The organism is Variovorax sp. BGA-UO-ETr-C22, from assembly GCF_059567965.1.
This window is the reverse complement of record NZ_JCAQPA010000007.1, coordinates 598,172-619,939: the sequence shown is the minus strand read 5'-3', so window position 1 is coordinate 619,939 and position 21,768 is coordinate 598,172. Positions and strand designations below refer to the sequence as shown.

General features: G+C 67.8%; 24 protein-coding genes. 14 read left to right on the top strand and 10 right to left on the bottom strand.

Annotated features, from left to right (window positions below; translation table 11 throughout):
* Window positions 1–21: 21 nt before the first annotated feature.
* The 5 genes from pepN to AC57B8_RS06770 all read right to left on the bottom strand — a co-directional run bounded on the left by pepN (window position 22) and on the right by AC57B8_RS06770 (window position 5,681).
* Window positions 22–2,721, bottom strand: a complete 2,700-nt coding sequence (gene pepN, locus AC57B8_RS06790; RefSeq protein ID WP_496479030.1) for an aminopeptidase N — start codon at window positions 2,719–2,721, stop codon at window positions 22–24.
* Complete coding sequence (locus AC57B8_RS06785; RefSeq protein WP_070062371.1) at window positions 2,705–3,394, bottom strand: HAD family hydrolase; 690 nt, start codon at window positions 3,392–3,394, stop codon at window positions 2,705–2,707. Before AC57B8_RS06785 ends, pepN begins: the two co-directional genes overlap by 17 nt.
* 3 nt (window positions 3,395–3,397) lie before the next feature.
* Window positions 3,398–4,502 (bottom strand): peptide chain release factor 2 gene (gene prfB, locus AC57B8_RS06780; RefSeq protein WP_095950518.1). Its coding sequence is split into 2 segments (ribosomal slippage): window positions 3,398–4,420 and window positions 4,422–4,502, totalling 1,104 coding nucleotides; the frame shifts between segments, so codons are not numbered across the junction.
* Between the two features lie 126 nt (window positions 4,503–4,628).
* On the bottom strand, window positions 4,629–5,444 hold the full coding sequence (locus tag AC57B8_RS06775; protein WP_496479029.1) for a MetQ/NlpA family ABC transporter substrate-binding protein: 816 nt from the start codon (window positions 5,442–5,444) through the stop codon (window positions 4,629–4,631).
* A 72-nt stretch (window positions 5,445–5,516) separates the two neighbouring features.
* On the bottom strand, window positions 5,517–5,681 hold the full coding sequence (locus tag AC57B8_RS06770; protein WP_496479028.1) for a hypothetical protein: 165 nt from the start codon (window positions 5,679–5,681) through the stop codon (window positions 5,517–5,519).
* Here AC57B8_RS06770 and AC57B8_RS06765 point away from each other — a divergent pair.
* Genes AC57B8_RS06765 through AC57B8_RS06750 form a run of 4 tightly spaced genes read left to right on the top strand, consistent with a single transcriptional unit; the run spans window position 5,680 to window position 8,450 of the window.
* Window positions 5,680–6,549 (top strand): methionine ABC transporter ATP-binding protein, encoded by an 870-nt coding sequence (locus AC57B8_RS06765; RefSeq protein WP_062473317.1) that lies wholly within the window; start codon window positions 5,680–5,682, stop codon window positions 6,547–6,549. The genes AC57B8_RS06770 and AC57B8_RS06765 overlap by 2 nt on opposite strands.
* Window positions 6,542–7,204 (top strand): methionine ABC transporter permease, encoded by a 663-nt coding sequence (locus tag AC57B8_RS06760; RefSeq protein WP_056571730.1) that lies wholly within the window; start codon window positions 6,542–6,544, stop codon window positions 7,202–7,204. The genes AC57B8_RS06765 and AC57B8_RS06760 overlap by 8 nt, the downstream gene beginning before the upstream one ends.
* Before the next feature lie 43 nt (window positions 7,205–7,247).
* Window positions 7,248–8,072 (top strand): MetQ/NlpA family ABC transporter substrate-binding protein, encoded by an 825-nt coding sequence (locus tag AC57B8_RS06755; protein ID WP_496479027.1) that lies wholly within the window; start codon window positions 7,248–7,250, stop codon window positions 8,070–8,072.
* A gap of 27 nt (window positions 8,073–8,099) precedes the next feature.
* Window positions 8,100–8,450: a hypothetical protein gene (locus tag AC57B8_RS06750; protein WP_496479026.1), complete on the top strand. Its 351-nt coding sequence runs from the start codon at window positions 8,100–8,102 to the stop codon at window positions 8,448–8,450.
* A 42-nt stretch (window positions 8,451–8,492) separates the two neighbouring features.
* On the opposite strand, the gene AC57B8_RS06745 is transcribed toward AC57B8_RS06750, so the two are convergent.
* Window positions 8,493–9,794: a D-amino acid dehydrogenase gene (locus AC57B8_RS06745; protein ID WP_095746358.1), complete on the bottom strand. Its 1,302-nt coding sequence runs from the start codon at window positions 9,792–9,794 to the stop codon at window positions 8,493–8,495.
* 128 nt (window positions 9,795–9,922) lie between these two features.
* On the opposite strand from AC57B8_RS06745, the gene AC57B8_RS06740 reads away from it, so the two are divergent.
* From AC57B8_RS06740 to AC57B8_RS06730, 3 genes are read left to right on the top strand one after another with little or no spacing between them, the layout of a single operon-like run.
* Complete coding sequence (locus AC57B8_RS06740) at window positions 9,923–10,390, top strand: Lrp/AsnC ligand binding domain-containing protein (RefSeq protein WP_062473326.1); 468 nt, start codon at window positions 9,923–9,925, stop codon at window positions 10,388–10,390.
* A complete protein-coding gene (locus tag AC57B8_RS06735; protein ID WP_496479025.1) occupies window positions 10,387–10,866 on the top strand; it encodes a GNAT family N-acetyltransferase in 480 nt (159 codons plus the stop codon). Before AC57B8_RS06740 ends, AC57B8_RS06735 begins: the two co-directional genes overlap by 4 nt.
* A gap of 31 nt (window positions 10,867–10,897) precedes the next feature.
* The gene (locus AC57B8_RS06730; protein WP_062473329.1) at window positions 10,898–11,299 is read left to right on the top strand and encodes an OsmC family protein; all 402 of its coding nucleotides are present in this window, start codon (window positions 10,898–10,900) and stop codon (window positions 11,297–11,299) included.
* A 13-nt stretch (window positions 11,300–11,312) separates the two neighbouring features.
* Here the strand turns inward: AC57B8_RS06730 and AC57B8_RS06725 are convergent, their stop codons facing one another.
* A complete protein-coding gene (locus AC57B8_RS06725; protein ID WP_062473331.1) occupies window positions 11,313–11,666 on the bottom strand; it encodes a winged helix-turn-helix transcriptional regulator in 354 nt (117 codons plus the stop codon).
* 127 nt (window positions 11,667–11,793) lie between these two features.
* On the opposite strand from AC57B8_RS06725, the gene AC57B8_RS06720 reads away from it, so the two are divergent.
* Window positions 11,794–12,672, top strand: a complete 879-nt coding sequence (locus tag AC57B8_RS06720) for an NAD(P)-dependent oxidoreductase (protein ID WP_496479024.1) — start codon at window positions 11,794–11,796, stop codon at window positions 12,670–12,672.
* A gap of 3 nt (window positions 12,673–12,675) precedes the next feature.
* Here the strand turns inward: AC57B8_RS06720 and AC57B8_RS06715 are convergent, their stop codons facing one another.
* A complete protein-coding gene (locus tag AC57B8_RS06715) occupies window positions 12,676–13,812 on the bottom strand; it encodes an alpha/beta hydrolase (RefSeq protein WP_496479023.1) in 1,137 nt (378 codons plus the stop codon).
* 166 nt (window positions 13,813–13,978) lie between these two features.
* Between AC57B8_RS06715 and AC57B8_RS06710 the strand changes: the two genes are divergently transcribed.
* From AC57B8_RS06710 to lpxO, 3 genes are all read left to right on the top strand, one after another.
* Complete coding sequence (locus AC57B8_RS06710; RefSeq protein ID WP_062473337.1) at window positions 13,979–14,662, top strand: response regulator; 684 nt, start codon at window positions 13,979–13,981, stop codon at window positions 14,660–14,662.
* The gene (locus AC57B8_RS06705; protein ID WP_070062381.1) at window positions 14,659–16,089 is read left to right on the top strand and encodes a sensor histidine kinase; all 1,431 of its coding nucleotides are present in this window, start codon (window positions 14,659–14,661) and stop codon (window positions 16,087–16,089) included. Before AC57B8_RS06710 ends, AC57B8_RS06705 begins: the two co-directional genes overlap by 4 nt.
* Window positions 16,090–16,182: 93 nt before the next feature.
* Window positions 16,183–17,079 (top strand): lipid A hydroxylase LpxO, encoded by an 897-nt coding sequence (lpxO, locus tag AC57B8_RS06700; RefSeq protein WP_062473341.1) that lies wholly within the window; start codon window positions 16,183–16,185, stop codon window positions 17,077–17,079.
* A gap of 127 nt (window positions 17,080–17,206) precedes the next feature.
* Here the strand turns inward: lpxO and AC57B8_RS06695 are convergent, their stop codons facing one another.
* Complete coding sequence (locus AC57B8_RS06695) at window positions 17,207–17,899, bottom strand: phosphatase PAP2 family protein (protein WP_223301405.1); 693 nt, start codon at window positions 17,897–17,899, stop codon at window positions 17,207–17,209.
* Between the two features lie 121 nt (window positions 17,900–18,020).
* Between AC57B8_RS06695 and AC57B8_RS06690 the strand changes: the two genes are divergently transcribed.
* Genes AC57B8_RS06690 through AC57B8_RS06680 form a run of 3 tightly spaced genes read left to right on the top strand, consistent with a single transcriptional unit; the run spans window position 18,021 to window position 20,288 of the window.
* A complete protein-coding gene (locus tag AC57B8_RS06690) occupies window positions 18,021–18,701 on the top strand; it encodes a response regulator (RefSeq protein ID WP_062473345.1) in 681 nt (226 codons plus the stop codon).
* A complete protein-coding gene (locus AC57B8_RS06685) occupies window positions 18,698–20,050 on the top strand; it encodes an ATP-binding protein (RefSeq protein WP_495302729.1) in 1,353 nt (450 codons plus the stop codon). The genes AC57B8_RS06690 and AC57B8_RS06685 overlap by 4 nt, the downstream gene beginning before the upstream one ends.
* Before the next feature lie 16 nt (window positions 20,051–20,066).
* On the top strand, window positions 20,067–20,288 hold the full coding sequence (locus AC57B8_RS06680) for an oxidoreductase-like domain-containing protein (RefSeq protein ID WP_307588791.1): 222 nt from the start codon (window positions 20,067–20,069) through the stop codon (window positions 20,286–20,288).
* Here the strand turns inward: AC57B8_RS06680 and AC57B8_RS06675 are convergent.
* On the bottom strand, window positions 20,252–21,763 hold the full coding sequence (locus AC57B8_RS06675; RefSeq protein WP_496479022.1) for a hypothetical protein: 1,512 nt from the start codon (window positions 21,761–21,763) through the stop codon (window positions 20,252–20,254). The two genes, AC57B8_RS06680 and AC57B8_RS06675, sit on opposite strands and share 37 nt — an antisense overlap.
* Window positions 21,764–21,768: the final 5 nt, after the last annotated feature.

Genomic DNA, 21,768 nt, shown 5'->3' with positions numbered 1-21,768 from the left:
ATCTTGTGGGGTTCGGTGGGTTCAGTTTCCGGCAAGGGCGCGGGTAACGACTTCGTGGGTGTCCTTGCTGAGGTCGGGCTTGGCGGCCACGCGGGCAATCGCTTCACGCGCGGCGCTACGGTACGGCTCGGCCAGCTTGCTCCAGCGGTCGAGCGCGCGCGCCAGGCGTGCGGCCACCTGGGGGTTGATGGCGTCGAGCTCGATCACGCGGTCGCTCCAGAACACGTAGCCGGCCGCATCGGCGCGGTGGAAGGCGCCGGGGTTGCCGCTGCAGTAGCTGAAGATCACGCTGCGCGCGCGGTTGGGGTTCTTCAGCGAGAAGTCGGGGTGCTTCATGAGCTGCTTGACCAGCGGCAGGATGTCGCCGCCGCGGTCGCTGGCGCCGGCCTGCAGCGAGAACCACTTGTCGATGACCAGCGCCTCGTCCTTGAACATGGCGTGGAAGCGCGCGAGCGCCTGCGCCGCCAGGGTGTGGCCCGACGACACGAGGGCGTTGAGCGCGTTGAAGCGGTCGGTCATGTTGCCCGCGTCCTTGAAGCGCTGCAGGGTCTTGCCGGGCCACACGGTGTCGCCCGAGGCGCGCGCCGCCAGGCACAGGAAGTTGAGCGCCATGCCGGCCAGCGCGCGGCGGCCCGACGAGGTCGGGTCGGGCGTGTAGGCGCCGGTGTCCTTGTTGTCCTCGTAGACCTGTTCCCAGTCGGCGAAGAGGGCGGTGGCGAGCTGGGCGCGCATGGCTTCGCGCACGAGGTGCACGCGCTGCGGATCGACCACGTCGAGCTGTTCGGCGATGTAGGTTTCCGACGGCAGCGTGAGCACCAGTTCCTTGAAGGCGGCGTCGAGCTGCGGGTGGCGCAGCACGCCGCGCATGGCGTCGAGGTAGGCGTCGTTCAGCACCGGCGTGGTGTCGGTGGCGTGCGCGGCAATGGCTTGCAGCGCGGCGCGCAGGCCCAGGCGCTGGCCGGCTTCCCAGCGGTTGAACGGATCGGGGTCGTTGGCCAGCAGGGTGAGCAGCTGGGCGTCGGTGTACGCAAAGTCGAGGATCACCGGCGCGCTGAAGCCACGCAAGATGGACGGCACGGGCTCGGCGTCCAGGCCCACGAAGGTGATCTGCTCGCCCGCGCGCGACAGCACGATGGTGCGGGTGCCGCGTGCGACGTCGCTTTCGCCCTCGAGCTGCATGGGCAGCTCGCGGCCGGTGGCGGCGTCGAGCAGGCCGATGTTCAGCGGAATGACGAAGGGTTCCTTGGTCTGCTGGCCCGGCGTGGGCGGGCAGCTTTGCACCACGCTCAGGGTGTAGCTGCGGTTCTGCGCGTCGTACACGCCGTGCGCGGCCAGGCGGGGCGTGCCGGCCTGGCTGTACCAGCGCTTGAACTGGGGCAGCAGGCGGGCCAGTTCGGAATCGGGGTTGGCGTCGGCAATGGCCTGGGCGAAGTCGTCGCAGGTCACGGCCTGGCCGTCGTGGCGTTCGAAGTACAGGGTGATGCCCTTTTCGAAGCCCTGGCGGCCGACCAGCGTCTGCATCATGCGAACGACCTCGGCACCCTTTTCGTAAATGGTGACGGTGTAGAAGTTGCTGATCTCGATGTAGCTGTCGGGCCGCACCGGGTGGGCCATGGGGCCGGCGTCTTCGGGGAACTGGGCGGTGCGCAGCACGCGCACGTCTTCGATGCGCTTCACGGCACGGGCCGAGGCGTCGGCGCACAGGTCCTGGCTGAATTCCTGGTCGCGGAAGACGGTGAGGCCTTCCTTCAGCGAGAGCTGGAACCAGTCGCGGCAGGTCACGCGGTCGCCGCTCCAGTTGTGGAAGTACTCGTGGCCGACCACGCTTTCGATGTTGCTGTAGTCGGCGTCGGTGGCGGTGGCTTGGTTGGCCAGAACGTACTTCGTGTTGAAGATGTTCAGGCCCTTGTTCTCCATGGCGCCCATGTTGAAGTCGCTGGTGGCCACGATCATGAAGCGGTCCAGGTCCAGCGGCAGGCCGAAGCGGGCTTCGTCCCACAGCACGGAGTTGACCAGCGAGTTCATGGCGTGCTCGGTCTTGTCGAGGTCGCCGGCGCGCACGTACACCTGCAGCAGATGTTCCTTGCCGCTGCGCGCGGTGATGCGCTGCTCGCGCGCCACGAGCTTGCCCGCCACCAGGGCGAACAGGTAGCTGGGTTTCTTGAAGGGGTCGACCCACTTGGCGAAGTGGCGGCCCTCGGGCAGCTCGCCCTGGTCGACGAGGTTGCCGTTCGACAGCAGCACCGGGTAAGCGGCCTTGCTGGCGCGCAGCGTGACGGTGTACATCGCCATCACGTCGGGACGGTCGAGGAAGTAGGTGATGCGGCGAAAGCCCTCGGCCTCGCACTGCGTGAAGAAGGTGTCTTCGCTCACGAACAGGCCCATCAGCTTGGTGTTCTTGATGGGGCAGCAGGTGGTGAAGAGTTCGAGTTCGAACGCATCGGGCAGGCCGTCGATGACGAGCTGGTCGCCTTCCATGCGGAACGAGGCGCCCTGGCCGTTCACGAGCACGCGCGCCAGGTTGAGCTCGTCGCCGTCCAGGCGCAGCGGCTGGGCCGGCACCTCGGGGTTGCGGCGCAGCTGCATGCGGTTGAGCACGCGGGTCTTGGCGGGGTCGAGGTCGAAGGTCAGGTCGACGGTGTCGATCCAGAACGCCGGCGCGGCATAGTCTTCGCGTCGGATGGCAATGGGTTGCCCTTGGGCGTCACGCTGAAGCAGCATCGAGGGTCTCCAGAAAATTCGAATGGGCCAGTTCGTTGTAGTCGCGAACGGCGGCGATCACGTGGGGGCCGGCCAGCTCGGCGGCCGTATGGGTGCTGCACACGGCCACGGCGCGCATGCCGCCGCGGCGGGCCGCTTCGATGCCGAAGGGCGCGTCTTCGAAGACGATGCAGCGCTCGGGCGCCACGCCGATGCGGCGCGCGGCTTCCAGGAAGATCGCGGGCGTGGGCTTGCCCGAAAAGCCTTCGTCGCCGCCGACGATGGCCAGCGGCAGCGGGTCCATCTTCAGGCGCGACATGGCGAACGCGATGTTGTGCCTGTCGCCGGCCGTGCCCACCGCCACCTTCAGGCCGCGTGCCACCGCGGCCTTGGCGAAGGCGGTGAAGCCTGCCACCTCGGTGAAGTTGTCGTGAAAGAGCTCGCGGTAGATCTCTTCCTTCTCGTGCACCATCGCCTGGCACTCGGCATCGGAGAGCTCGCGTTCGAACAGCTCGCGCATGCTTTCGGTGCCGGTGCGGCCCGTGGTGCGCGCGAGGATCTCGCTCACGTCGAGCTGCACGCCGTGGCGCTGCGCGAAGGTCACCCACGAGCGCGCATGCCAGGGCATGGAGTCGATCATGGTGCCGTCCATGTCGAAGATCAGGGCTTCGACCCTGCCGGTGTTCAGGCTCATCGATCAGACGCCTTGCTTGAGCGAGGCTTCGATGAACACGTCGAGGTCTCCGTCGAGCACCTTCTGCGTGGCCGAGACTTCGACGTTGGTGCGCAGGTCCTTGATGCGGCTGTTGTCCAGCACGTAGCTGCGGATCTGGTGGCCCCAGCCCACGTCGGTCTTGCTGTCCTCGAGCTTTTGCTGCTCTTCCTGGCGCTTGCGCATCTCGTGGTCGTACAGGCGCGAACGCAGGCGTTTCCACGCCACGTCGCGGTTGCTGTGCTGGCTGCGGCCGTCCTGGCACTGCACCACGATGCCGGTCGGAATGTGCGTCAGGCGCACGGCCGAGTCGGTCTTGTTGATGTGCTGGCCGCCGGCGCCCGAGGCGCGGAAGGTGTCGGTGCGCACGTCCGAAGGGTTGATCTCGATCTCGATCGAGTCGTCGATTTCGGGGTACACGAAGATCGATGCGAAGCTGGTGTGGCGCCCGCCCGACGAGTCGAACGGCGACTTGCGCACCAGGCGGTGCACGCCGGTCTCGGTGCGCAGCAGGCCGAAGGCGTAGTCGCCCTCGACCTTGATGGTCGCGCCCTTGATGCCGGCGGTGTCGCCGGGCGTTTCGTCTTCGATCTGCGTCTTGAAGCCCTTGCGCTCGGCGTACTTCAGGTACTGGCGCAGCAGCATGCTGGCCCAGTCGCAGGCCTCGGTGCCACCGGCGCCGGCCTGGATGTCGACAAAGGCGTTCAGCGGGTCGGCCGGGTTGTTGAACATCCGGCGGAATTCGAGCTGCTTGATGTCGGCTTCGAGCGTGGCGGCGTCATCGGCAATGGCCTGCAGGCCATCGAGGTCGCCGTCTTCCTTCGACATCTCGAAGAGCTCGGTGTTGTCCGACAGCCCGTTGGTGAGCCGGTCGAGCGTGACGACCACGTCGTCGAGCGACTTCTTTTCCTTGCCCAGTTCCTGGGCCTTCTTGGGGTCGTTCCAGACGTTCGGGTCTTCGAGCGATGCGTTGACTGTCCTCAGTCGTTCAGCTTTGGCATCGTAGTCAAAGATACCTCCGTAAATCGACCGTACGGACGCTCAGGTCCGCGAGCATTGCGCCGATTTGGTTGATCTGTTCTGCGTCCATGGGGTGTCCTGACTGTGTGAGGTTGGTGTTCGGGGGAACCCGTCATTTTCTCACGGTCCGCCAACCCGCCAGGCAGCGCCCCTGTATTGCGCCTTCCCTCTCGGGGGGAAGGCGCGGGGACCGGAATCAGAACGCCGGAATCAGCGACCCCTTGAACTGCGTCTCGATGAAGCTGCGCACCTCCGGCGACTGGTAGGCCGCCACGAGGCGCTTGGCCCAGGGCTTGTCCTTGTCGGCGCGGCGCACGGCGATCAGGTTGGCGTAGGGGCTCTGGGCCGATTCCTTGATGACGGCGTCCTTGCCGAAGGACAGGCCGGCCTTCTCGGCGTAGTCGTTGTTGATGGCCGAAATGGCCAGGTCGTCGAGCGAGCGCGGCAGCTGGGCGGCGTCCAGCGACACCAGCTTGAGCTTCTTGGGGTTGGTCACCACGTCCAGCGGCGTGGCGTTGTTGTTCTTCACGGCCTCGGGCTTGAGGGTGATGAGCTTGGCCTGTTGCAGCAGCAGCAGGGCGCGGTTGCCGTTCGAGGGGTCGTTCTGGATGCCGACCGAGGCGCCGTCGGCCAGCTGGTCGATCGACTTGATCTTGCGCGAGTAGAAGCCCAGCGGCGCGGTGATGGTCAGGCCCACGGGCACGAGGTCGAAGCCGCGCGCCTTGATCTGGTTGTCCAGGAAGGGCTGGTGCTGGAAGGCGTTGGCGTCCAGGTCGCCGGCGGCCAGCGCCGCATTGGGCAGCTGGTAGTCGTTGAACACCACGACCTGGACGGTCAGGCCGTCCTTGGCGGCCACCTTCTTGACCACCTCGAACACCTGCTCGGCGCTGCCGACGGAAATGCCGACCTTGACGGTGTTCTTGTTGTCCTGCGCAAAGGCGGTGCCGCCAGCGAAAAGGGCGGTGACGAGGGTGGCGAGCACGAGGCCGCGGCGGCGGAAAGTGGAATGCATGGTGGCGCAAATTCGAAGAAATGAAGGCGCCGAATGTGGCATTGCCGCCGCGGATCGGGAACGAACCAATCCTCATATCGATATGGCGTCCACTCGCTCCATGCGGTCTTTCTTATCTGATTTTTCATATAAGCACGAGCCGATTTGTTCGTTCCCTTTCGGCTTGTTTCTTTTCATACTCGGCACCTTTTTGCGAACCTGCGCGGTCGCGCCTGTGCGGCCCGCGCCTTCTTTCATGACCTTCCCTTCGCCTGATGCGGCACGCGGCAACGCGGCGCCGGTCATCCGTCTTCAATCGGTGCAGAAGTCGTTTGCCTTGCCCAGCGGCGAGGTGTTCGACGCCGTGCAATCGCTCTCGCTCGAGATCCAGCAGGGCGACGTGTTCGGCCTCATCGGCAAGAGCGGCGCCGGCAAGTCGACGCTGCTGCGCCTCATCAACCTGCTCGAGCGCCCCGATGCGGGCCAGGTGTTCGTCGGCGGGCGCGACCTCACGACGCTGTCGCGCCGCGAGCTGCGCGACACGCGCCAGAACATCGGCATGATCTTCCAGCAGTTCAACCTGCTGCAGAACGCCACGGTGTTCGACAACGTGGCCTTCCCGCTGAAGATCCACGGCCGCCACTCCAAGGCCGAGATCAACGAGCGGGTGCGCGAGTGCCTCGACCTCGTCGGCCTGGCCGAAAAGATCGACACCTACCCGGCCCAGCTCTCGGGCGGCCAGAAGCAGCGCGTGGCCATCGCCCGCGCGCTGGCGCCGCGCCCGCAGGTGCTGCTGTGCGACGAGCCCACCTCGGCGCTCGACACCGAAACCACCCGCGCGCTGCTCGAGACGCTGCGCGACATCAACCAGAAGATCGGCGTGACCATCGTGATCGTCACGCACGAGCTCTCGGTGGTCGAGGTGCTGTGCCGCAACGTGGCCATCCTCGAAAAGGGCCGCCTCATCGAGCAGTTCGCCGTCGATGCGCCGAGCGAGGAACGCAAGACCGCGCTGGGTCGCGAGATCGACGAACTGGTGCGCCGCCGCGAACGCGAGGCGCGCGAACCCGTGGCGCCGCGCGTGGCGACCGCACAGCGCAACGCGCAGGAGCTGGCCTATGTTTGAGAACATCACCCCCATCCTTCCCGAACTGTGGACGGCCACGGGCCAGACCTTTTTGATGCTGGCCATCGGCCTGTCGGCGGCGGTGCTCATCGGCGGGCCGCTGGGCATCCTGCTGTTCCTGCTGGGGCCGGGCCAGTCGCTCGAGAACAAGCCCGCGTTCCACATCCTCAACTGGATCGTGAACACGGTGCGTTCCTTCCCGTTCATCATCCTGCTGGTGGCGCTGGTGCCGTTCACGCGGATCATCGCGGGCACCTCCATCGGCCCGCTGGCGGCCGCGGTGCCGCTGTCGTTCGCGGCCATTCCGTACTTTGCGCGGCTGGTCGACCAGTGCCTGCGCGAGGTGCCGCGCGGCGTGATCGAGGCGGCGCATGCCATGGGGGCGTCGGAGCTGCAGATCGTCTGGCGTGTGCTGGTGGTCGAGGCGCGCTCGGGCCTGGTGCTCGCGCTCACCGTGCTGGCCGTGAGCTTCCTGTCGTACTCGGCGATTGCCGGCGTGGTGGGCGGCGGCGGCATCGGTGACCTGGCGATCCGCTACGGCTACTACCGCTTCCAGACCGACGTGATGGTGCTCACTGTGGCGCTGCTCGTGGTGCTGGTGCAGATCCTGCAGTTCGTGGGCAACACCACGGCGCGCCGGCTCGACAAGCGTTGATGTCCCTTTCTCCTTTTTCTTCTCTCATCTTTCAGTTCATTCCATGAAAACCGCACTGCTGCGCCGTTCCGTCCTCGCCGTTTCCCTCGTCGCGCTGTCGCTCGGCGGCCTCTCGCTGTCGGCGCAGGCGCAGGACGCCAAGAAGAACCTCGTGATCGGCGGCACCGCCGGCTCCAACGCCGACCAGCTCAAGGCCGGCATCATTCCGATCCTCGAGAAGAAGGGCTACAAGGTGAAGCTGGTCGAGTTCAACGACTACGTGCAGCCCAACCTCGCGCTGGCCCAGGGCTCGCTCGACGCCAATTTCTTCCAGCATCGGGTCTACCTGCAGAAGTTCTCGGCCGACCAGAAGCTGGACCTCGCCGAGCTGGTGCAGGGCCCGATCGCGCCCATGGGCGTGTACTCGACCAAGCGCAAGACGCTGGCCGACGTGAAGGAAGGCGACCGCGTGACGCTGCCGAACGACCCGAGCAACCTGGCGCGCGCGCTGGTGCTGCTGGAGCAGAACAAGCTGGTCACGATCAAGGCCGGCATCGATCCGCTGCGCGCGTCCGAGAAGGACGTGGCCGAGAACCCGAAGAAGCTCAAGTTCATTCCGCTCGAGGCCGCGCAGCTGCCGCGTTCGCTGGACGACACCGAGTACGCCATCGTCAACGGCAACTTCGCGATCTCGTCGGGCCTGAAGCTCACCGAGGCCGTGGTGCTCGAGAAGACGCCCGACTACTACCTGAATGTGGTCGCCGTGAAGAGCGCCGATAAGAACGCCGCCTGGGCCAAGGACATCGCCGACGCCTACCGCTCGAAGGAGTTCAAGACGGTGGTCGACAGCAAGTTCCAGGGCTACGCCAAGCCCAGCTTCCTGCAGTAATCCACCACGCTTCAGCGAAGGACGCCCATGCCCGTGCTCGCCGTATTCGATGGCCAGGCCAATTGGCGCGACACGCACGTGTGCGACGGCTGGATCAGCGACCACCTCGCGCGCCACGGCGTGCGCTGGGGGCGCGGCGAGGCTGACGGCCAGCGCGTGCTCGACAGCGCGGGGCTGTTCTACCTGCCGACGGCGGAGGGGTATCTGGGGCTGTTGGTCGAGGGCGGGGAATGGGTTGCCATGCCCGCCGATGCGCCGCATTTCTTCGATGCGGGCGAGGCGGCTTCGCTCGACGGGCTGCCTGCCGCGTTGCCGCGCTTCGAGGCCTTTGTCGAAGAGGTGCTCGCGATGACGGGCAACGACGCGAGCGACGAGTAGGTCAGCGCGGGCCTGCGCGGCCCGTCGCCTCCCAGGCGTCGCTCAGGCCGGCGCCGTCGTCGGGCTCGGGCGCGCCGAACGCGACGGCCCTTGCGTGTAGCGGTCCATCGCCAACCCGTCGGTGCGGATCTCCGGCCGCTGGCCCGTCACCAGGTCCGAGATCAGCTTGCCCGAGCCGCAGGCCATGGTCCAGCCCAGCGTGCCGTGGCCTGTGTTGAGGAACAGGTTGGGGTAGCGCGTGGCGCCGACGATGGGCGTGCTGTCGGGCGTCATCGGGCGCAGGCCGGTCCAGAAGCTCGCGTTGGGCAGGTCGCCGCCCGGGAACAGGTCGCTCACGACCTTCTCGAGCGTGGCGCGGCGCGCCGGGTTCAGGCGCAGGTCGAAGCCGCCGAGCTCGGCCATGCCGCCCACGCGGATGCGATTGTCGAAGCGCGTGACGGCCACTTTGTAGGTTTCGTCGAGCACGGTCGATTGCGGCGCGAGCGATTCGTCGAGCAGCGGCACCGTGAGCGAATAGCCCTTGACCGGATACACCGGAATGTCCAGGCCCAGCGAGGCGATGGCAGCGCGCGAGTAGCTGCCGAAAGCCATCACGTAGCGGTCGGCTGTGAGGATCTTGCCGGCGCGCGTGCGCACGCCGGTGATGCGGCCGCCGTCGGTCTCCAGGCCGTCGATGGTCTGGCCGAAGCGGAAGTCCACGCCCAGGCCGTGTGCGATCTCGGCCAGGCCGCGCGTGAACAGGTGGCAGTCGCCGGTTTCGTCGTTGGGCAGGCGCAGGCCGCCCGTGAGGCGCTCGCGCGCGCCGGCCAGGCCGGGTTCGACGCGCGCCAGGGCGTCGCGGTCGAGCAGTTCATAGGGCACGCCGCATTCCTCGAGCACGGCGATGTCGCGCTGCACCGCGTCGAGCTGCGCTTGCGTGCGGAACAGCTGCAGCGTGCCGCCGGTGCGGTGCTCGTACTGCAGGCCGGTGTCGGCGCGCAGCTGCTGCAGGCAGCCGCGGCTGTATTCGGCCACGCGCATCATGCGTTCCTTGTTCACGGCGTAGCGCTCGGGCGAGCAGTTGCGCAGCATGGCGGCCATCCAGCGCAGCTGGAACAGCGTGCCGTCGGGGCGGATCGACAGCGGCGCGTGCTTCTGGAACATCCACTTGATCGCCTTCAGCGGAATGCCGGGCGCGGCCCACGGCGTCGAGTAGCCGGGCGACACCTGGCCGGCGTTGCCGAAGCTCGTTTCCTCGGCCGGGCCGGCCTGCCGGTCGAGCAAGGTGACCTCGGCGCCGGAGCGCGCGAGGTAGTACGCCGTGGTGGTGCCGATCACGCCGCCGCCGAGAACGATGACTTTCATGGTGTATCCGCTGATCTGAATGGAATGATGTGAATCTAAAGTGCACAATGCAGTGGATTCCATTGTTTTTAGGTCTTTGGCAGTGAAAATCTCTGCCGAAAACCGTCCAAGGCCCCGCGCGGAGTGAAATGCCCGAACTCGACCGAATCGACCGCAAGATCCTCGACCTGCTGCAGCGCCAGGGCCGTATTTCCATGACCGAACTGGCCGAGCGCATCGGCCTGTCGGCCTCGCCTTGCGCCGAGCGCGTCAAGCGCATGGAGCGCGACGGCGTCATCACCGGCTACCACGCACACGTGTCCCCCGAGGCGCTGGGCAAGACGCTGCTGGTGTTCGTGGAGATCAAGCTCTCGGCCAAGTCGGGCGACGTGTTCGACAAGGTCAAGCAGGAGCTGCTGCACATGCCCGAGGTGCTCGAATGCCACCTGGTGTCGGGCAGCTTCGACTACCTCGTGAAGGCGCGCCTGAGCGGCATGAGCGAGTACCGGCACCTGCTGGGCGACATCCTCAAGAAGCTGCCGGTGGCGGCCGAGTCGCACAGCTACGTGGTGATGGAAGAGATCAAGGAAACGCTGATGCTGGCGGTGGACCGGTGAGCGCCGCCGTCATCGTCATCCGGCCCTGGCGCCTGGCCGACTTCGACGCGGTGAAGGCCATCCTCGACGACACCTTCGCGAGCACCTGGCTGCCGCAGCTCACGCCCGAGGCTGCGAAGGCCTATGCGGACAGCGGCGAGCCCGTGGGCTACATCGACGAGAGCGGCCCGGCCTTCTTCGTGGCGGAACTCGACGGCGAGGTGGTCGGCATGGTCCATTGGGAACACGACTTCGTGCAGGCCCTGCACGTGCCCGCCGCGCACCAGCGCAAGGGCATCGCCCGCGCGCTGATGGCCTTTGCCGAAGCCGGCATGCGCGCCGACGGCGTGGCGCAGGCGCGGCTCGAGACCGACACCTTCAACACGCAGAGCCAGGGCCTGTATCGCGCGCTCGGCTACCGCGAGGCCGGCCGCTACCCCGACCTCGAATGGCACAGCGGATTCACGACCATCCTGTATGTGAAAGACTTGGCCTGAGCTTTCTTTCCACCCCTTCAAGGACATCGGCATGACCCTCTCGATCCGCCGCGACGGCACCACCGGCACGCGCCACATCCTCAAGATCCGCAACCACGAAATCCCGGTCGATGCATCGCCCGCGGGCGGTGGCAGCGACGGTGGCGCCGAGCCGCACGACCTGTACGACGCGTCGCTGGCGGCCTGCAAGGCGCTCACGGTGCTGCTCTATGCGCGCCGCAAGGGCATTCCGGTGGAAGACATCGAGGTCGTGGTCGACCGCGACGACAGCGAGGAACGCAAGGGCATCTACCGCCTGAAGTCGGGCCTGCGCCTGACGGGTGAGCTGACCGAGGCGCAGCGTGACGAGCTGTTGCGCGTGGCGGGCAAGTGCCCGGTGCACAAGCTGATGACCGAGGTCAAGACCGAGATCGAAACCGGCTGGGCCGACTGAACGCGCTGCGTTCCTACTTCGCCGCTTCGGCCTGCTTGCGCGCCGCCGCCACGCGCTTGGCATAGCGGTCGCCCCAATCGGCCAGCGGCCCCAGCGCCGCATTGAGCGTGGCGCCGAGCGAGGTCTCGGAATACTCGACGCGCGGCGGCACTTCGTGGAACACCTCGCGGTGCACGAGGCCGTCGGTTTCCATCTCGCGCAGCTGCTGGATCAGCATCTTCTCGCTGACCTCGGGCAGCAGCCGCTTCAGCTCGCCGAAGCGGTAGGGCTGCAGGTGCAGCTCCCACAGGATGACGGCTTTCCACTTGCCGCCGATGACCTCGAACGCGGGGCCGATGCCGCAGTTGTAGGGCTTCTTCGCTGCCATCTCTTGCTCCTTGCGATTCCAATACTTCCCATTTGGTAAGTACCTTACTTTATCGTAGGTACTTGACCATGTGGAAGTGCAATTTCTACCATGCAGGCGTCATCAACCACCACTGCATCGGATTGCCATGAGCAACACCAACAAGGAAGTTTCGGTTCTGGGCCTGGGCGCCATGGGCGTCGTCATCGCGCGGCTCTTTCTCGACCAGGGCTACAAGGTCACGCTGTGGAACCGCACGGCCGACAAGGCCGACGCGCTGGTCGCCCGCGGCGCCGTGCTGGCGCGCAGCGCGGCCGAGGCCTTGCGCGCGAGTCGCATGGCCGTGATGTGCGTGTACGACTACCGCGCCGCCGACGCGATCTTCGCGATGGACGGCGTGGCCGCCGCCATGGACGGCCGCCTGCTCGCGCAGCTCACCACCGGCAGCCCGAAGGACGCGCGCGAGGCCGAGGCCTGGGCGCACCGCCACGGCGCCGCCTACCTCGAAGGCGCGATCCAGGCCGCACCGGACCAGATGGGCCGGGCCGACACGCCGCTGCTGGTGTCGGGTGCGCAGGCCGTGTTCGCCGAGGCCGAGCCCTTGCTGAAGGTGCTGGCCGGCGGCATCGTCTACCTCGGCGAGAAGGCCAGTGCGGCCGCGGCCATGGACCTGGCCACGCTGTCCAGCATCTACGGCACGATGCTCGGCTTCCTGCACGGCGCGCGCATCGCCGAGCACGAAGGTTTCGACGTGGCCGAGTACGGCCGCATCGTGGCCGGCATCATGCCGACCTTCGCGGGCTTTCTCCAGCACGAGGGCGCGGTGATCCAGTCGGGCGACTTCGCGATCACGCAGAGCCCGATGCGCATCTCGGTCGAGGCCACGCAGCGCATCCTGCAGGCCGCGCAGGAGGCGGGCATCAACACCGAGTTCCCGGCCTTTGCCGCGGGTCTGTTCCAGCGCGCCGATGCGGCGGGGCTCGGCGGCGAGGAACTGGCGGCGCTGATCAAGCTGCTGCGCAAGTAAGGATCAGGCCCAGCGCATCGACTGGATCGCGCGCACCACCTCGGCCTCGCGTTCCATGAAGAAGTCGGTGTGGTTGCAGTGGTCCAGCGTGAGCCGGTGCGAGGTCTGCAGCGCGGTGGCCAGGCGGTCGGCGTCGGCGCGGCGCACGCGGCGGAAGATGCGCAGGAAGTCGGCGGCGTCTTGGCCGGTCTGCGCGTCGAGCGGCCGTTCGAGCCAGGGAAACAGGTCGCGCTGGTCGAACGGCAGCGCGCTCACCACCAGCGCCGGCGCGCGCACCGGGCGGTAGTCGGGCGAGAAGCGGTGGGCCGCGGTGTCCATCGCGGTCTCCACGGCGTCGGGCGTGTTGGGCCGCACGCTGCCGTCGGCCAGCGCGTCGAGCGCGTCGCGCAGGTTTGCTTCGAGCGCCGGCCACCAGTTCTTGGACTTTCGCCGCAGGTACGCAATGGCCGCCTTCATCGAGCGGCCGTCCTCGGGCGTGGGCGCGGGCTCGTCGAGCCGGCGGTTCAGCGGCGGGTCTTCGCCACCGGTGTCGGCGTCCTTCGTGTAGTCGAAGGTGGTATCGAGGTACACGAGGCCGCGCACCCGCTCGGGAAAGCGGCCTGCGAAGCGCGTGAGTTCGTTGCCGGCGATCGAATGGCCGCCGAGCACCACGCGCGTGAGGCCGAGCGCATCGCACAGCGCGGCCAGGTCGTCGACCAGCGTGTCGACCTCGTAGTGCTGCGTGGCGCTCTTCACCGGCAGCGGCTTGTCCGACAGGCCGTAGCCGCGCCGGCTCACGGCGAGCACGCGCGAGGCGGCGCCGGCCGCGAGCAGCGCGGGCGCCAGGCTGTCGAAGCAGCGCGCGTTGCCGCCCAGGCCGGCGAGCAGCACGAGCACGGGACCGCCGTCGTCGCTGCGCTGCCAGTCGCGCACCTGCAACGAGACCTCGGGCGTGGTCGACACTTTCACGCGGCGGTCGGTGGCCGCCACGGGAAGGTCGTTGCCGATGGGGGCGGGGCCGGTGTTGCCACCGCCACCACCGCCGCAAGCGGCCAGCCCGGCCGCGCTGCCCAGGAGCACGGCGCGCAGCAGGTCGCGGCGCTGGAAGTGAAGCGGGTTCGCCCAGTGCGGGCGAACCGTGGAAAGACAGGGGCGAGGCACGTCGATGCTCCAGGCAGGAAGAAGAAAGTAAGAGCCTTGCAGTGTGGGCACGCCGCCTGAAGAAGCCCTGCAGCCTTCATGAAGGCTTCCTGAAGCGCAGCGACGGGGTGTGGCAGATACTTCGGCCACTTCCCGGAACCGGGCTTGTTCGCTTGGAATCCTTCCCATGAATCTTTTGCTTGTTGAGGACGATCTTGATCTTGGCAACGGCGTGCGCATTGCGCTCGCCAACCAGGGCCTGGACGTGGTGTGGGTCCGCCGGCTCGACGACGCCTTGCGCACCCTCGACAACGGCGCCTTCGACATGGTGCTGCTCGACCTGGGCCTGCCCGACGGCGACGGGCTCGACCTGCTGCTGCGCCTGCGCCGCACCCGCCAGATCCTGCCGGTGCTGGTGCTGAGTGCGCGCGACGCGCTCAACGACCGCCTGCGCAGCCTGGACGACGGCGCCGACGACTACCTCGTGAAGCCCTTCGCGCTGGCCGAGCTGCTGTCGCGCGTGCGGGCCCTGGCGCGGCGCAGCTACGGCTTCAACGACGAGACCATCCGCATGCGCGGCCTGGCGCTGCACGAACCCACGCGCGGCGTGATCGTCGACGGCGAGCCGGTGGAGCTGTCGCGCTGCGAGTTCGACCTGCTGGCGCTGTTGCTCAAGCGCACCGGCCGCGTGGTCACGCGCCGCGTGATGGAAGAGCAGGTGCTGCCCGGCGGCCAGGCCAACGGCAGCAACTCGCTCGAGGTGCACATCTCCAACCTGCGCAAGAAGATCGGGCAGGGCTACATCCGCACGGTGCGCGGCATCGGCTACGTGATCGACACCCAGTCGCTGGTGCGGAGCCCGTCGAAATGATGCGCCAGCTGGCGCGCGGCTGGAAGAACTGGAACCAGCCGTCCCTGATGCGCCGCCTGCTGGTGGCGCAGATGGCCGTGGTCGCACTGCTGTGGACCTCGGCCGTGGGGCTGCTGCTGTACGACTCGTACAAGGACCCGGGGCTGCTCCGGTTCACCAGCATCTTCAAGGCGGCGATCTCCATCGCGCAGAAGCTCGAGGACCAACCCGAGCGGCAGCGAGAGGCGCTCGAGGCCTTCGACGCCGCGCTCATCGAGGCGCTCAGCGACGGCGACGAAACCAACGAAGCCCTGGCGGTCATGCAGGTGTGGCAGCACGGCAAGCTGATCTACAACTCGCGCGCCGGCGTGCCCGTGCTGCTGAACTCGGTGCCCGACCGCAACGAGACCGTGGTCGCGGGCGGCCGCGAGTGGCGCGCGCGCACGATGGCCTCGCCCATCGCCGACACCCGCGTGGTGCTGGCCGAGCCCAGCGTGTGGCGGCTGGCCGTCACCGTGCTGTCGCGCGGCTACTACCTGCTGCCGCTGGTGATCAGCCTGCCGTTCCTGGTCTTTCCCGCCTGGCTGTCGGTGCGGCTGGCGCTGCGTCCGTGGCGCCAGGTGAGCCGCGAGACCGCCGAGCGCGGCCCCGACGACCTGACGCCGTTGTCGTACACGCCGCCGCACAAGGAGCTCAAGCCGATGGTGCAGAGCATCAACAGCCTGCTGCTGCGGGTGCGCGACAGCACCACGCGCGAGCGCAGCCTGATCGCCGACGCGGCGCACGAGCTGCGCACGCCGCTGGCGGCCATGCGCGTGAACGTCGAGGCGCTGAAGGAGCAGAGCAGCGACGAGGGCCAGCGCGAACTCATGGCCAACCTGCTGCGCAGCAACGACCGCGCGGCCCGGCTGGTGGGGCAGCTGCTGCAGCTCATGCGCAGCGACGCGGTGGCCACCAACGCGCTGCCCGTGATGCTGTCGCTCGACGGGCTGGTGCAGGACCGGCTGGCCATGATCGAGGGCCTGGCACGCGCGCGCGGCGTGGAGCTCGAACTGGTGTGCGACGACGCCGTGCCGGTGCTCGGCGAGCGCGAAAGCCTGGTCTCGATGATCGACAACCTGATCGACAACGCGATCAAGTACAGCCCCTGCGGCGCCACCGTGACGGTGCACGTGGCGCGCGAGGGCGCACGGGCGTTGCTGACCGTGGCCGACACGGGCCCGGGCATTCCGCCCGCGCTGCGCGAACGCGTGTTCGACCGCTTCTTCCGCAACCCCGACCAGACGCAAAGCGGCAGCGGGCTGGGCCTGGCGATCGTCAAGTCGGTGGTCGACCGGCACGGCGGCGATGCGGTGCTGGGCGAGGCCCCGGGCGGCGGCCTGCTGGCCACGGTGCGGCTGCCGCTGGCGCAGGCCGACGTGCCGCAGCCCTTGCTCGTCGGCGCCTGAGCCCGGGGGAAAAGGCCCCGGCCGGGCCTGTTTCGGGGCAAGGATTTACACTAGCCGGCTCCCCCGGCGCTCGTCTACAGGACACTTTCACCAATGAAGTGGGTCATTCTTGCCATCTTCGTGCTCAGCGCACTCTACGTTCACTTCCGTGGCCAGGTCCGGCACAAGTTCTTCAGACAGCTCTCTGATCACTCGACCTTCCTGGCGCCGCTGAACGTCTTCATGTACCTTTTCTCGAAGGTGCCCGGTACGCCGTACCTGTCGCCCGCGCAGTTCCCCGAGATGCGCATCCTCGAGGAAAACTGGGAAGTCATTCGCGAAGAAGCGCTGGCCATGCGCAACGGCGGCAGCATCAAGGCCTCGAGCCAGTTCAACGACGTGGGCTTCAACTCCTTCTTCAAGAGCGGCTGGAAGCGCTTCTACCTGAAGTGGTACGACGAGGCGCACCCCTCGGCCGCCGTGCTGTGCCCGCGCACCACCGAGTTGCTCAAGGGCATCGGCACCATCAAGGCCGCGATGTTCGCCGAGCTGCCCCCGGGCAGCCGCCTCGTGCGCCACCGCGACCCGTTCGCCGGTTCGCTGCGTTATCACCTGGGCCTGTGGACGCCGGGCGTCGAAGGCTGCTACATCGACGTGGACGGCCAGCGCTACCACTGGCGCGACGGCGAGGCCGTGGTGTTCGACGAGACCTACATCCACTACGCCGAGAACACCACCGACCACGACCGCGTGATCCTGTTCTGCGACATCGAGCGTCCGCTGAAGTACCGCTGGGCCAGCGCCGTGAACCGCTGGTTCGCCAAGAACCTGCTGGCCGCCGCCGCCTCGCCCAACGACGCGGGCGACAAGACGGGCGGGCTGAACCGCGCCTTCAAGTACATCTACCAGATCCGCGTGGTCGGCAAGCGCCTGAAGGCCTGGGACAAGCGCGCGTACTACCTCGTGAAGTGGACGATCTTCGGCGGCCTGGCGCTCTGGATCTTTTGGTGAACTAGGCTCGCCCCCAGGCTACGCGCACTTCGTGTCGCTGCGCCAACCCCCTACCGGGGGCACCACCGGCGGCTCGGCAAAGCCGGTTCCGCGGTGGTTCTTGAAGGATCCCGCCTGACAGCGCTGCTCAGGCCTCAGCCAGTATCAAACGGGCACGCGGCGCGCGACGCCAGCACACCAGGCCCGCCAGCAGCACACCGCCGAGCACGTCGAGCAGCACGTGCTGGCGCGTGGCCAGCGTCGAATAGACGATTCCCGCGGCCCACAGCACGTTCACCCATTGCGTCCACGCGGGCGCCTGCACGCTGCGCAGTTGTCGGCCGAGCCACACGGCCGCGAACACGGCGAAGGCCACATGCAGTGACGGGAAGGCATTGCCGCCCGCATCGGCGCTCTTGAGGAACTGCAGCGCCGGGTACTGCGACCAGTCGATCGCGAAGCTCGGCACCACTGTCGGAAAGCACCAGAACACCGCCAGGCCGATGGCCGCCATGAGCGCGGCCCCGCGTGCGCAGGCCCACAGCTCGGCCTTGTTTTTCGTGAAGGCCGGTGCGAGCGAGATGTAGAACCACAGCGAGCTGTACAGCAGCATCGCGTCGTCGCTCACGTCCACCCAGTGGTCGATGGCGGTGAGCGGCATCACCGTGGGCACCGAGGGCGGGTGGTGCATCACCCAGAAGTACAGGACGAAGAAGCCCGAGATGCCGAGCGTGGTGCCGATCATCTTCACGACCCACAGCGTGGCGAAGCGCTGCCCCAGCGCCAGGTGCCAGGGCGTGACGGGGAGGGCGGCGGGGTTCGGGCGGGAGGGCAGCGTCACCGGTGCGCTTTCAGGAGAGGGAAGCGCTACAGCGTAGGTGCATGCATTGCGTGAACATTGCGTTACCTCGTGCAGGGCTCTCTAGAATCACCCGCCTGTCCGGTCTCTCCCCATCCCCCCCATGAGAATCCTGCTTGTCGAAGACGAAGCCGACCTGGCGCAGGCGCTCGCGTCGGCGCTGCGCCAGAACCAGGCGGTGGTCGATGTGGCGAGCTCGCTGCGCGCGGCCGAGGAGGCCGCGCTCGGCGCGCCCTACGACGTGGTCGTGCTCGACCGCGGCCTGCCCGACGGCGACGGCCTCTCGCTCGTCGCGTTCCTCGCGCAGAACCACATCGCCTGCGCCGTGCTCGTGCTCACCGCCATGACCGACGTGGCCGAGCGCGTGCTGAGCCTGGACGGCGGCGCCGACGACTACCTGGCCAAGCCCTTCTCGATGGACGAACTGCTGGCCCGCGTGCGCGCACTGGCACGCCGCCCCGCGGTGCGCGCCAACTTCATCATGACGCTCGGGCAGCTGCGCTTCGATCATCACACGCGCCAGGCCCACGTGGGCGAGGCCTGCCTCACGCTGCCGCGGCGCGAGCTGCTGGTGCTCGAGACGCTGCTCGAACACCGAGGCCGCACCGTGCTGCGCGAGGCGCTGCAAGACCGCGTGTACGGTCACAAGGACGACATCCAGTCGAACGCGCTCGACACGCACGTCTCGCGCTTGCGCTCCAAGCTCGACAAGGCGGGCGCGCAGGTCGAGATCCATGCGATCCGTGGGGTGGGCTATCTCATGTGCGCGCCCCAGTCGGCATGAGCCTTAGCTTGCTTTCGCTGCGCTGGCGACTGATCTGGAGCCTCATCCTCTTGCAGGTGGTGGTCGGCCTGCTGGTGATGGGCGGCTTCCTCGGGCTGGCATGGGCGTTGGGCCGCGTGGTCGACGAGACCGGCCACGAGACGGTGGCCGCCATCCAGCGCGCCTTGATGCGCGGCGCCGATGGCCAGCTGGTGGTCGAGCCCACGAGCGCGCTGCGGCGGCTGCAGAAGGCCGACCCGCAGTTCTGGTTCATCGTGCGCGACCCGCACGGCGTGCAGCTGCGCCATGGCGAGGTGCCCCCCACCTACCTGCGGCTGCTCGATGCACTCGACGACACCGAGCGCGTGGCCATCGACCCCGAGAGCGACGGCACCCGCCCCAAGGCCCGCTTCGAGCGCATCGAATCGCGCGCCGGCCCGGTGGCCGTGATGGCGCAGACCGGCGGCCCGCTCACGGTGGAGAACACGCTCAAGGGCACCGGCATCGCCTTCCTGTTCCTGGTGGCACCGATGGCGCTCGTCACCTGCCTGGGCGTGATCCTGGCGACGCCCTTCGTCGTGAAGCGCGGCCTGAAGGGCGTGGTGGCCACGGCGGAGCATGCCGAGGGCATCGACGTGCACGAGCGCACCACGCGCCTGCCGCTGGCCAACGTGGCCAGCGAGATCCGTCCGCTGGTCAACGCGGTCAACCGCGCCTTCGACCGGCTCAACGAAGGCTACGACCGGCAGGAGCGCTTCCTGGCCGATGCCGCACACGAGCTGCGCACGCCGATCACCACGCTGCAGATCCATCTCGAAGGCCTGCCCAACGACCCGCTGAAGATGAAGCTCATGCAGGCCTCGGCGCGGCTGGCCACGCTGGCCGAGCAGCTGCTCGACCTGCAGCGCCTGGACCACGGCCTGTCGCTGGACCAGCAGGTGGAGCTGAAGTCGTTGTGCGAGCGCGTGGCGGCCGACATCGCGCCGCTCGCGATCCGCAGCCGCTGCACGCTGTCGGTCGATGCGCCGCAGCCGCTCACGGTGCGAGGCGACGCGCCCTCGCTGGAACGCGCGCTCACCAACCTGATCCAGAACGCCATCGAGCACGGTGGGCCGGGCTGCGACATCCAGGTGCGGCTGTGCGAGCCCTCGTGCATCGAGGTGCGCGACTCGGGCCCCGGCATTCCCGAGGCCGACCGCGAGCGCGTGGTGGCGCCGTTCCACCGGCTCGTGCCGCGCGGGCGCGGCGCCGGGCTGGGCCTGCACCTCGTGGCCGAGGTGGCGCGGCTGCACCGCGGCCAGCTGAGCATCGGCTCGAGCGAATCGGGCGGCGCGAAGATGCGGCTCGAACTGATGAACCTCGAGGCCTGAAGAAGAGCCGCTTGTCATGAACGCCATCGACCGGCTGCCCGAACCCACGAACCTCGCCGGCGCGCAGGCGCTGATCGCGCGCGTGCAGGCGATGCTCGATGCCGAAGGGGTGGCGATGCGCGCGCCGCCGCCGGAACCCACCACCTGCTGCGGGCGCGGCTGCAATGGATGCGTGTGGGAAGGGTGGCTGGCGGCGGTGGCCTATTGGCGGGATGAGGCGTCGCTGCTGCTGGATTGAGGAGGCGTCTCGTCGGTCGCGGAAACCGAAGGGGCTGAGTCGGACCTCATGTCGCTGTAGGGCGCTGGAATCTCCAGCGCTTGCGCGCCCGGCAGGCGTCGGACAAAGAGGTTGGTTGCCACGAGGTAGCGTGCCACGGTGCTGCGCAGATCGGTCGACTCGTACAGTGACTCGGTCCACCAGCGTTCGGTGAACATCACCTTGTAGGCAGAGCCTTCCTTCAGCAGGTAGTAGGAGCTGTCGCCGCCGACTCGCTCGGTCTCGATCTGGCCTTCGTACCAAGCAGTGGCCATCGCGTGGTCCACCACCGCCTCGGCGTCGACCGTGAACACTGCCCGGATATCCTCCGGCGTGAAGTCGTCGAAGAATGCCCTGCTGCGTTCTCTGCCGTAGGCCGTGCGGACCAACTCAAACCCATCGTCGTGCAGCAGGGCATTGAGCTGTGCCAGGCGATCCGGCGGTTGCACCATCCGGTGGGGCGTGATCAAGGGCGGCGTGGCGAGACTGGTGACATAGAACGGCTCGGTTTCCGCTTCCTGGTTGGCGGACAACGCCAGGTGCCAGCGCTCCTGTGCCTTGCGCGGCATGTTGCGCAAGGCAGTCACGCTGCCGGCATAGTGCACGTGGCGTTCGCCTGTGCCGGTGAGCGTCGATGGAACGCAGTCGGCGGGGTCCGCGTCCCACGCCCAATCGTTCACCGACCAACTGCCATCTTCCTTGTCGTTCACCGTCTGGACGATCAGGCGAGCGAAGATCTGGGGCGGCGGTTCCGCGGGTTGATCGCCCACCGACGCTGGCACCGTGGCATCCACGCGAAACGCCAGGGGTTCGCCGATGCGAAAGCGCTCGTCGCGACGGACATCGATCGCGTTCAGGGCTTGACGCGGTGGCACCGCAGTTCGGAAAAAGCCGTAGGCGGTCGACAGTGTCAGCACGGTGAAGACCGGAAACACCGGCAGCCCCACCAGCAGCCACAGCAGGTTCCAGCCTCCTTCCAACGACCAGCGCAGTGCGTTGAACCCGAAGGCGGCAAAGAAGGCCAGCACCGCCAGCGCGACCAGCGATCCCAGCCAGTCGGTGAGACGGGTCCGTTGGGGAGCATCTGAAGGTGGCGGTGCCGGAGACGTCCACGCCGTGTCGTGCCGCTGCACGATGCGCGGCAGGCCGATCACGCGCGGATCGGGCAGCGGTGTCCAGAAGCTGTCGTCCTGCGCGGCCAGTGCGATCGTGCGAACGCCATCGCGGTGTTCAAGCTGGAGCGCTGCCTGCGCGACGCCGTCGTGCGTCGCGTCTTCAAAGCTCAGAGGACGCGCATCGGGCACGCGGTGGTAGCGGCGCTTCTCGATGTCGACGATCAGCGTGTCCGCACCCGCCGATGCCGCGTGAAAGCGCTCGTCAGAAGACGCAAGGCCTTCCGATATCGGCAGCGCCAGGACCCGCGCGAGGACATCGAGGTAGGAGTGAGGGCGAGACATGCGTC

Coding starts and splice junctions, on each gene's coding strand:
- AC57B8_RS06690 (WP_062473345.1), top strand. CDS start 18,021: ATGAGAATCCTGCTTGTCGAAGACGAAGCCGACCTGGCGCAGGCGCTC.
- AC57B8_RS06680 (WP_307588791.1), top strand. CDS start 20,067: ATGAACGCCATCGACCGGCTGCCCGAACCCACGAACCTCGCCGGCGCG.
- AC57B8_RS06745 (WP_095746358.1), bottom strand. CDS start 9,794: ATGAAAGTCATCGTTCTCGGCGGCGGCGTGATCGGCACCACCACGGCG.
- pepN (WP_496479030.1), bottom strand. CDS start 2,721: ATGCTGCTTCAGCGTGACGCCCAAGGGCAACCCATTGCCATCCGACGC.
- AC57B8_RS06720 (WP_496479024.1), top strand. CDS start 11,794: ATGAGCAACACCAACAAGGAAGTTTCGGTTCTGGGCCTGGGCGCCATG.
- AC57B8_RS06765 (WP_062473317.1), top strand. CDS start 5,680: ATGACCTTCCCTTCGCCTGATGCGGCACGCGGCAACGCGGCGCCGGTC.
- AC57B8_RS06750 (WP_496479026.1), top strand. CDS start 8,100: ATGCCCGTGCTCGCCGTATTCGATGGCCAGGCCAATTGGCGCGACACG.
- AC57B8_RS06705 (WP_070062381.1), top strand. CDS start 14,659: ATGATGCGCCAGCTGGCGCGCGGCTGGAAGAACTGGAACCAGCCGTCC.
- lpxO (WP_062473341.1), top strand. CDS start 16,183: ATGAAGTGGGTCATTCTTGCCATCTTCGTGCTCAGCGCACTCTACGTT.
- AC57B8_RS06685 (WP_495302729.1), top strand. CDS start 18,698: ATGAGCCTTAGCTTGCTTTCGCTGCGCTGGCGACTGATCTGGAGCCTC.
- AC57B8_RS06755 (WP_496479027.1), top strand. CDS start 7,248: ATGAAAACCGCACTGCTGCGCCGTTCCGTCCTCGCCGTTTCCCTCGTC.
- AC57B8_RS06770 (WP_496479028.1), bottom strand. CDS start 5,681: ATGAAAGAAGGCGCGGGCCGCACAGGCGCGACCGCGCAGGTTCGCAAA.
- AC57B8_RS06785 (WP_070062371.1), bottom strand. CDS start 3,394: ATGAGCCTGAACACCGGCAGGGTCGAAGCCCTGATCTTCGACATGGAC.
- AC57B8_RS06710 (WP_062473337.1), top strand. CDS start 13,979: ATGAATCTTTTGCTTGTTGAGGACGATCTTGATCTTGGCAACGGCGTG.
- AC57B8_RS06760 (WP_056571730.1), top strand. CDS start 6,542: ATGTTTGAGAACATCACCCCCATCCTTCCCGAACTGTGGACGGCCACG.
- AC57B8_RS06730 (WP_062473329.1), top strand. CDS start 10,898: ATGACCCTCTCGATCCGCCGCGACGGCACCACCGGCACGCGCCACATC.
- AC57B8_RS06725 (WP_062473331.1), bottom strand. CDS start 11,666: ATGGCAGCGAAGAAGCCCTACAACTGCGGCATCGGCCCCGCGTTCGAG.
- AC57B8_RS06775 (WP_496479029.1), bottom strand. CDS start 5,444: ATGCATTCCACTTTCCGCCGCCGCGGCCTCGTGCTCGCCACCCTCGTC.
- AC57B8_RS06740 (WP_062473326.1), top strand. CDS start 9,923: ATGCCCGAACTCGACCGAATCGACCGCAAGATCCTCGACCTGCTGCAG.
- AC57B8_RS06675 (WP_496479022.1), bottom strand. CDS start 21,763: ATGTCTCGCCCTCACTCCTACCTCGATGTCCTCGCGCGGGTCCTGGCG.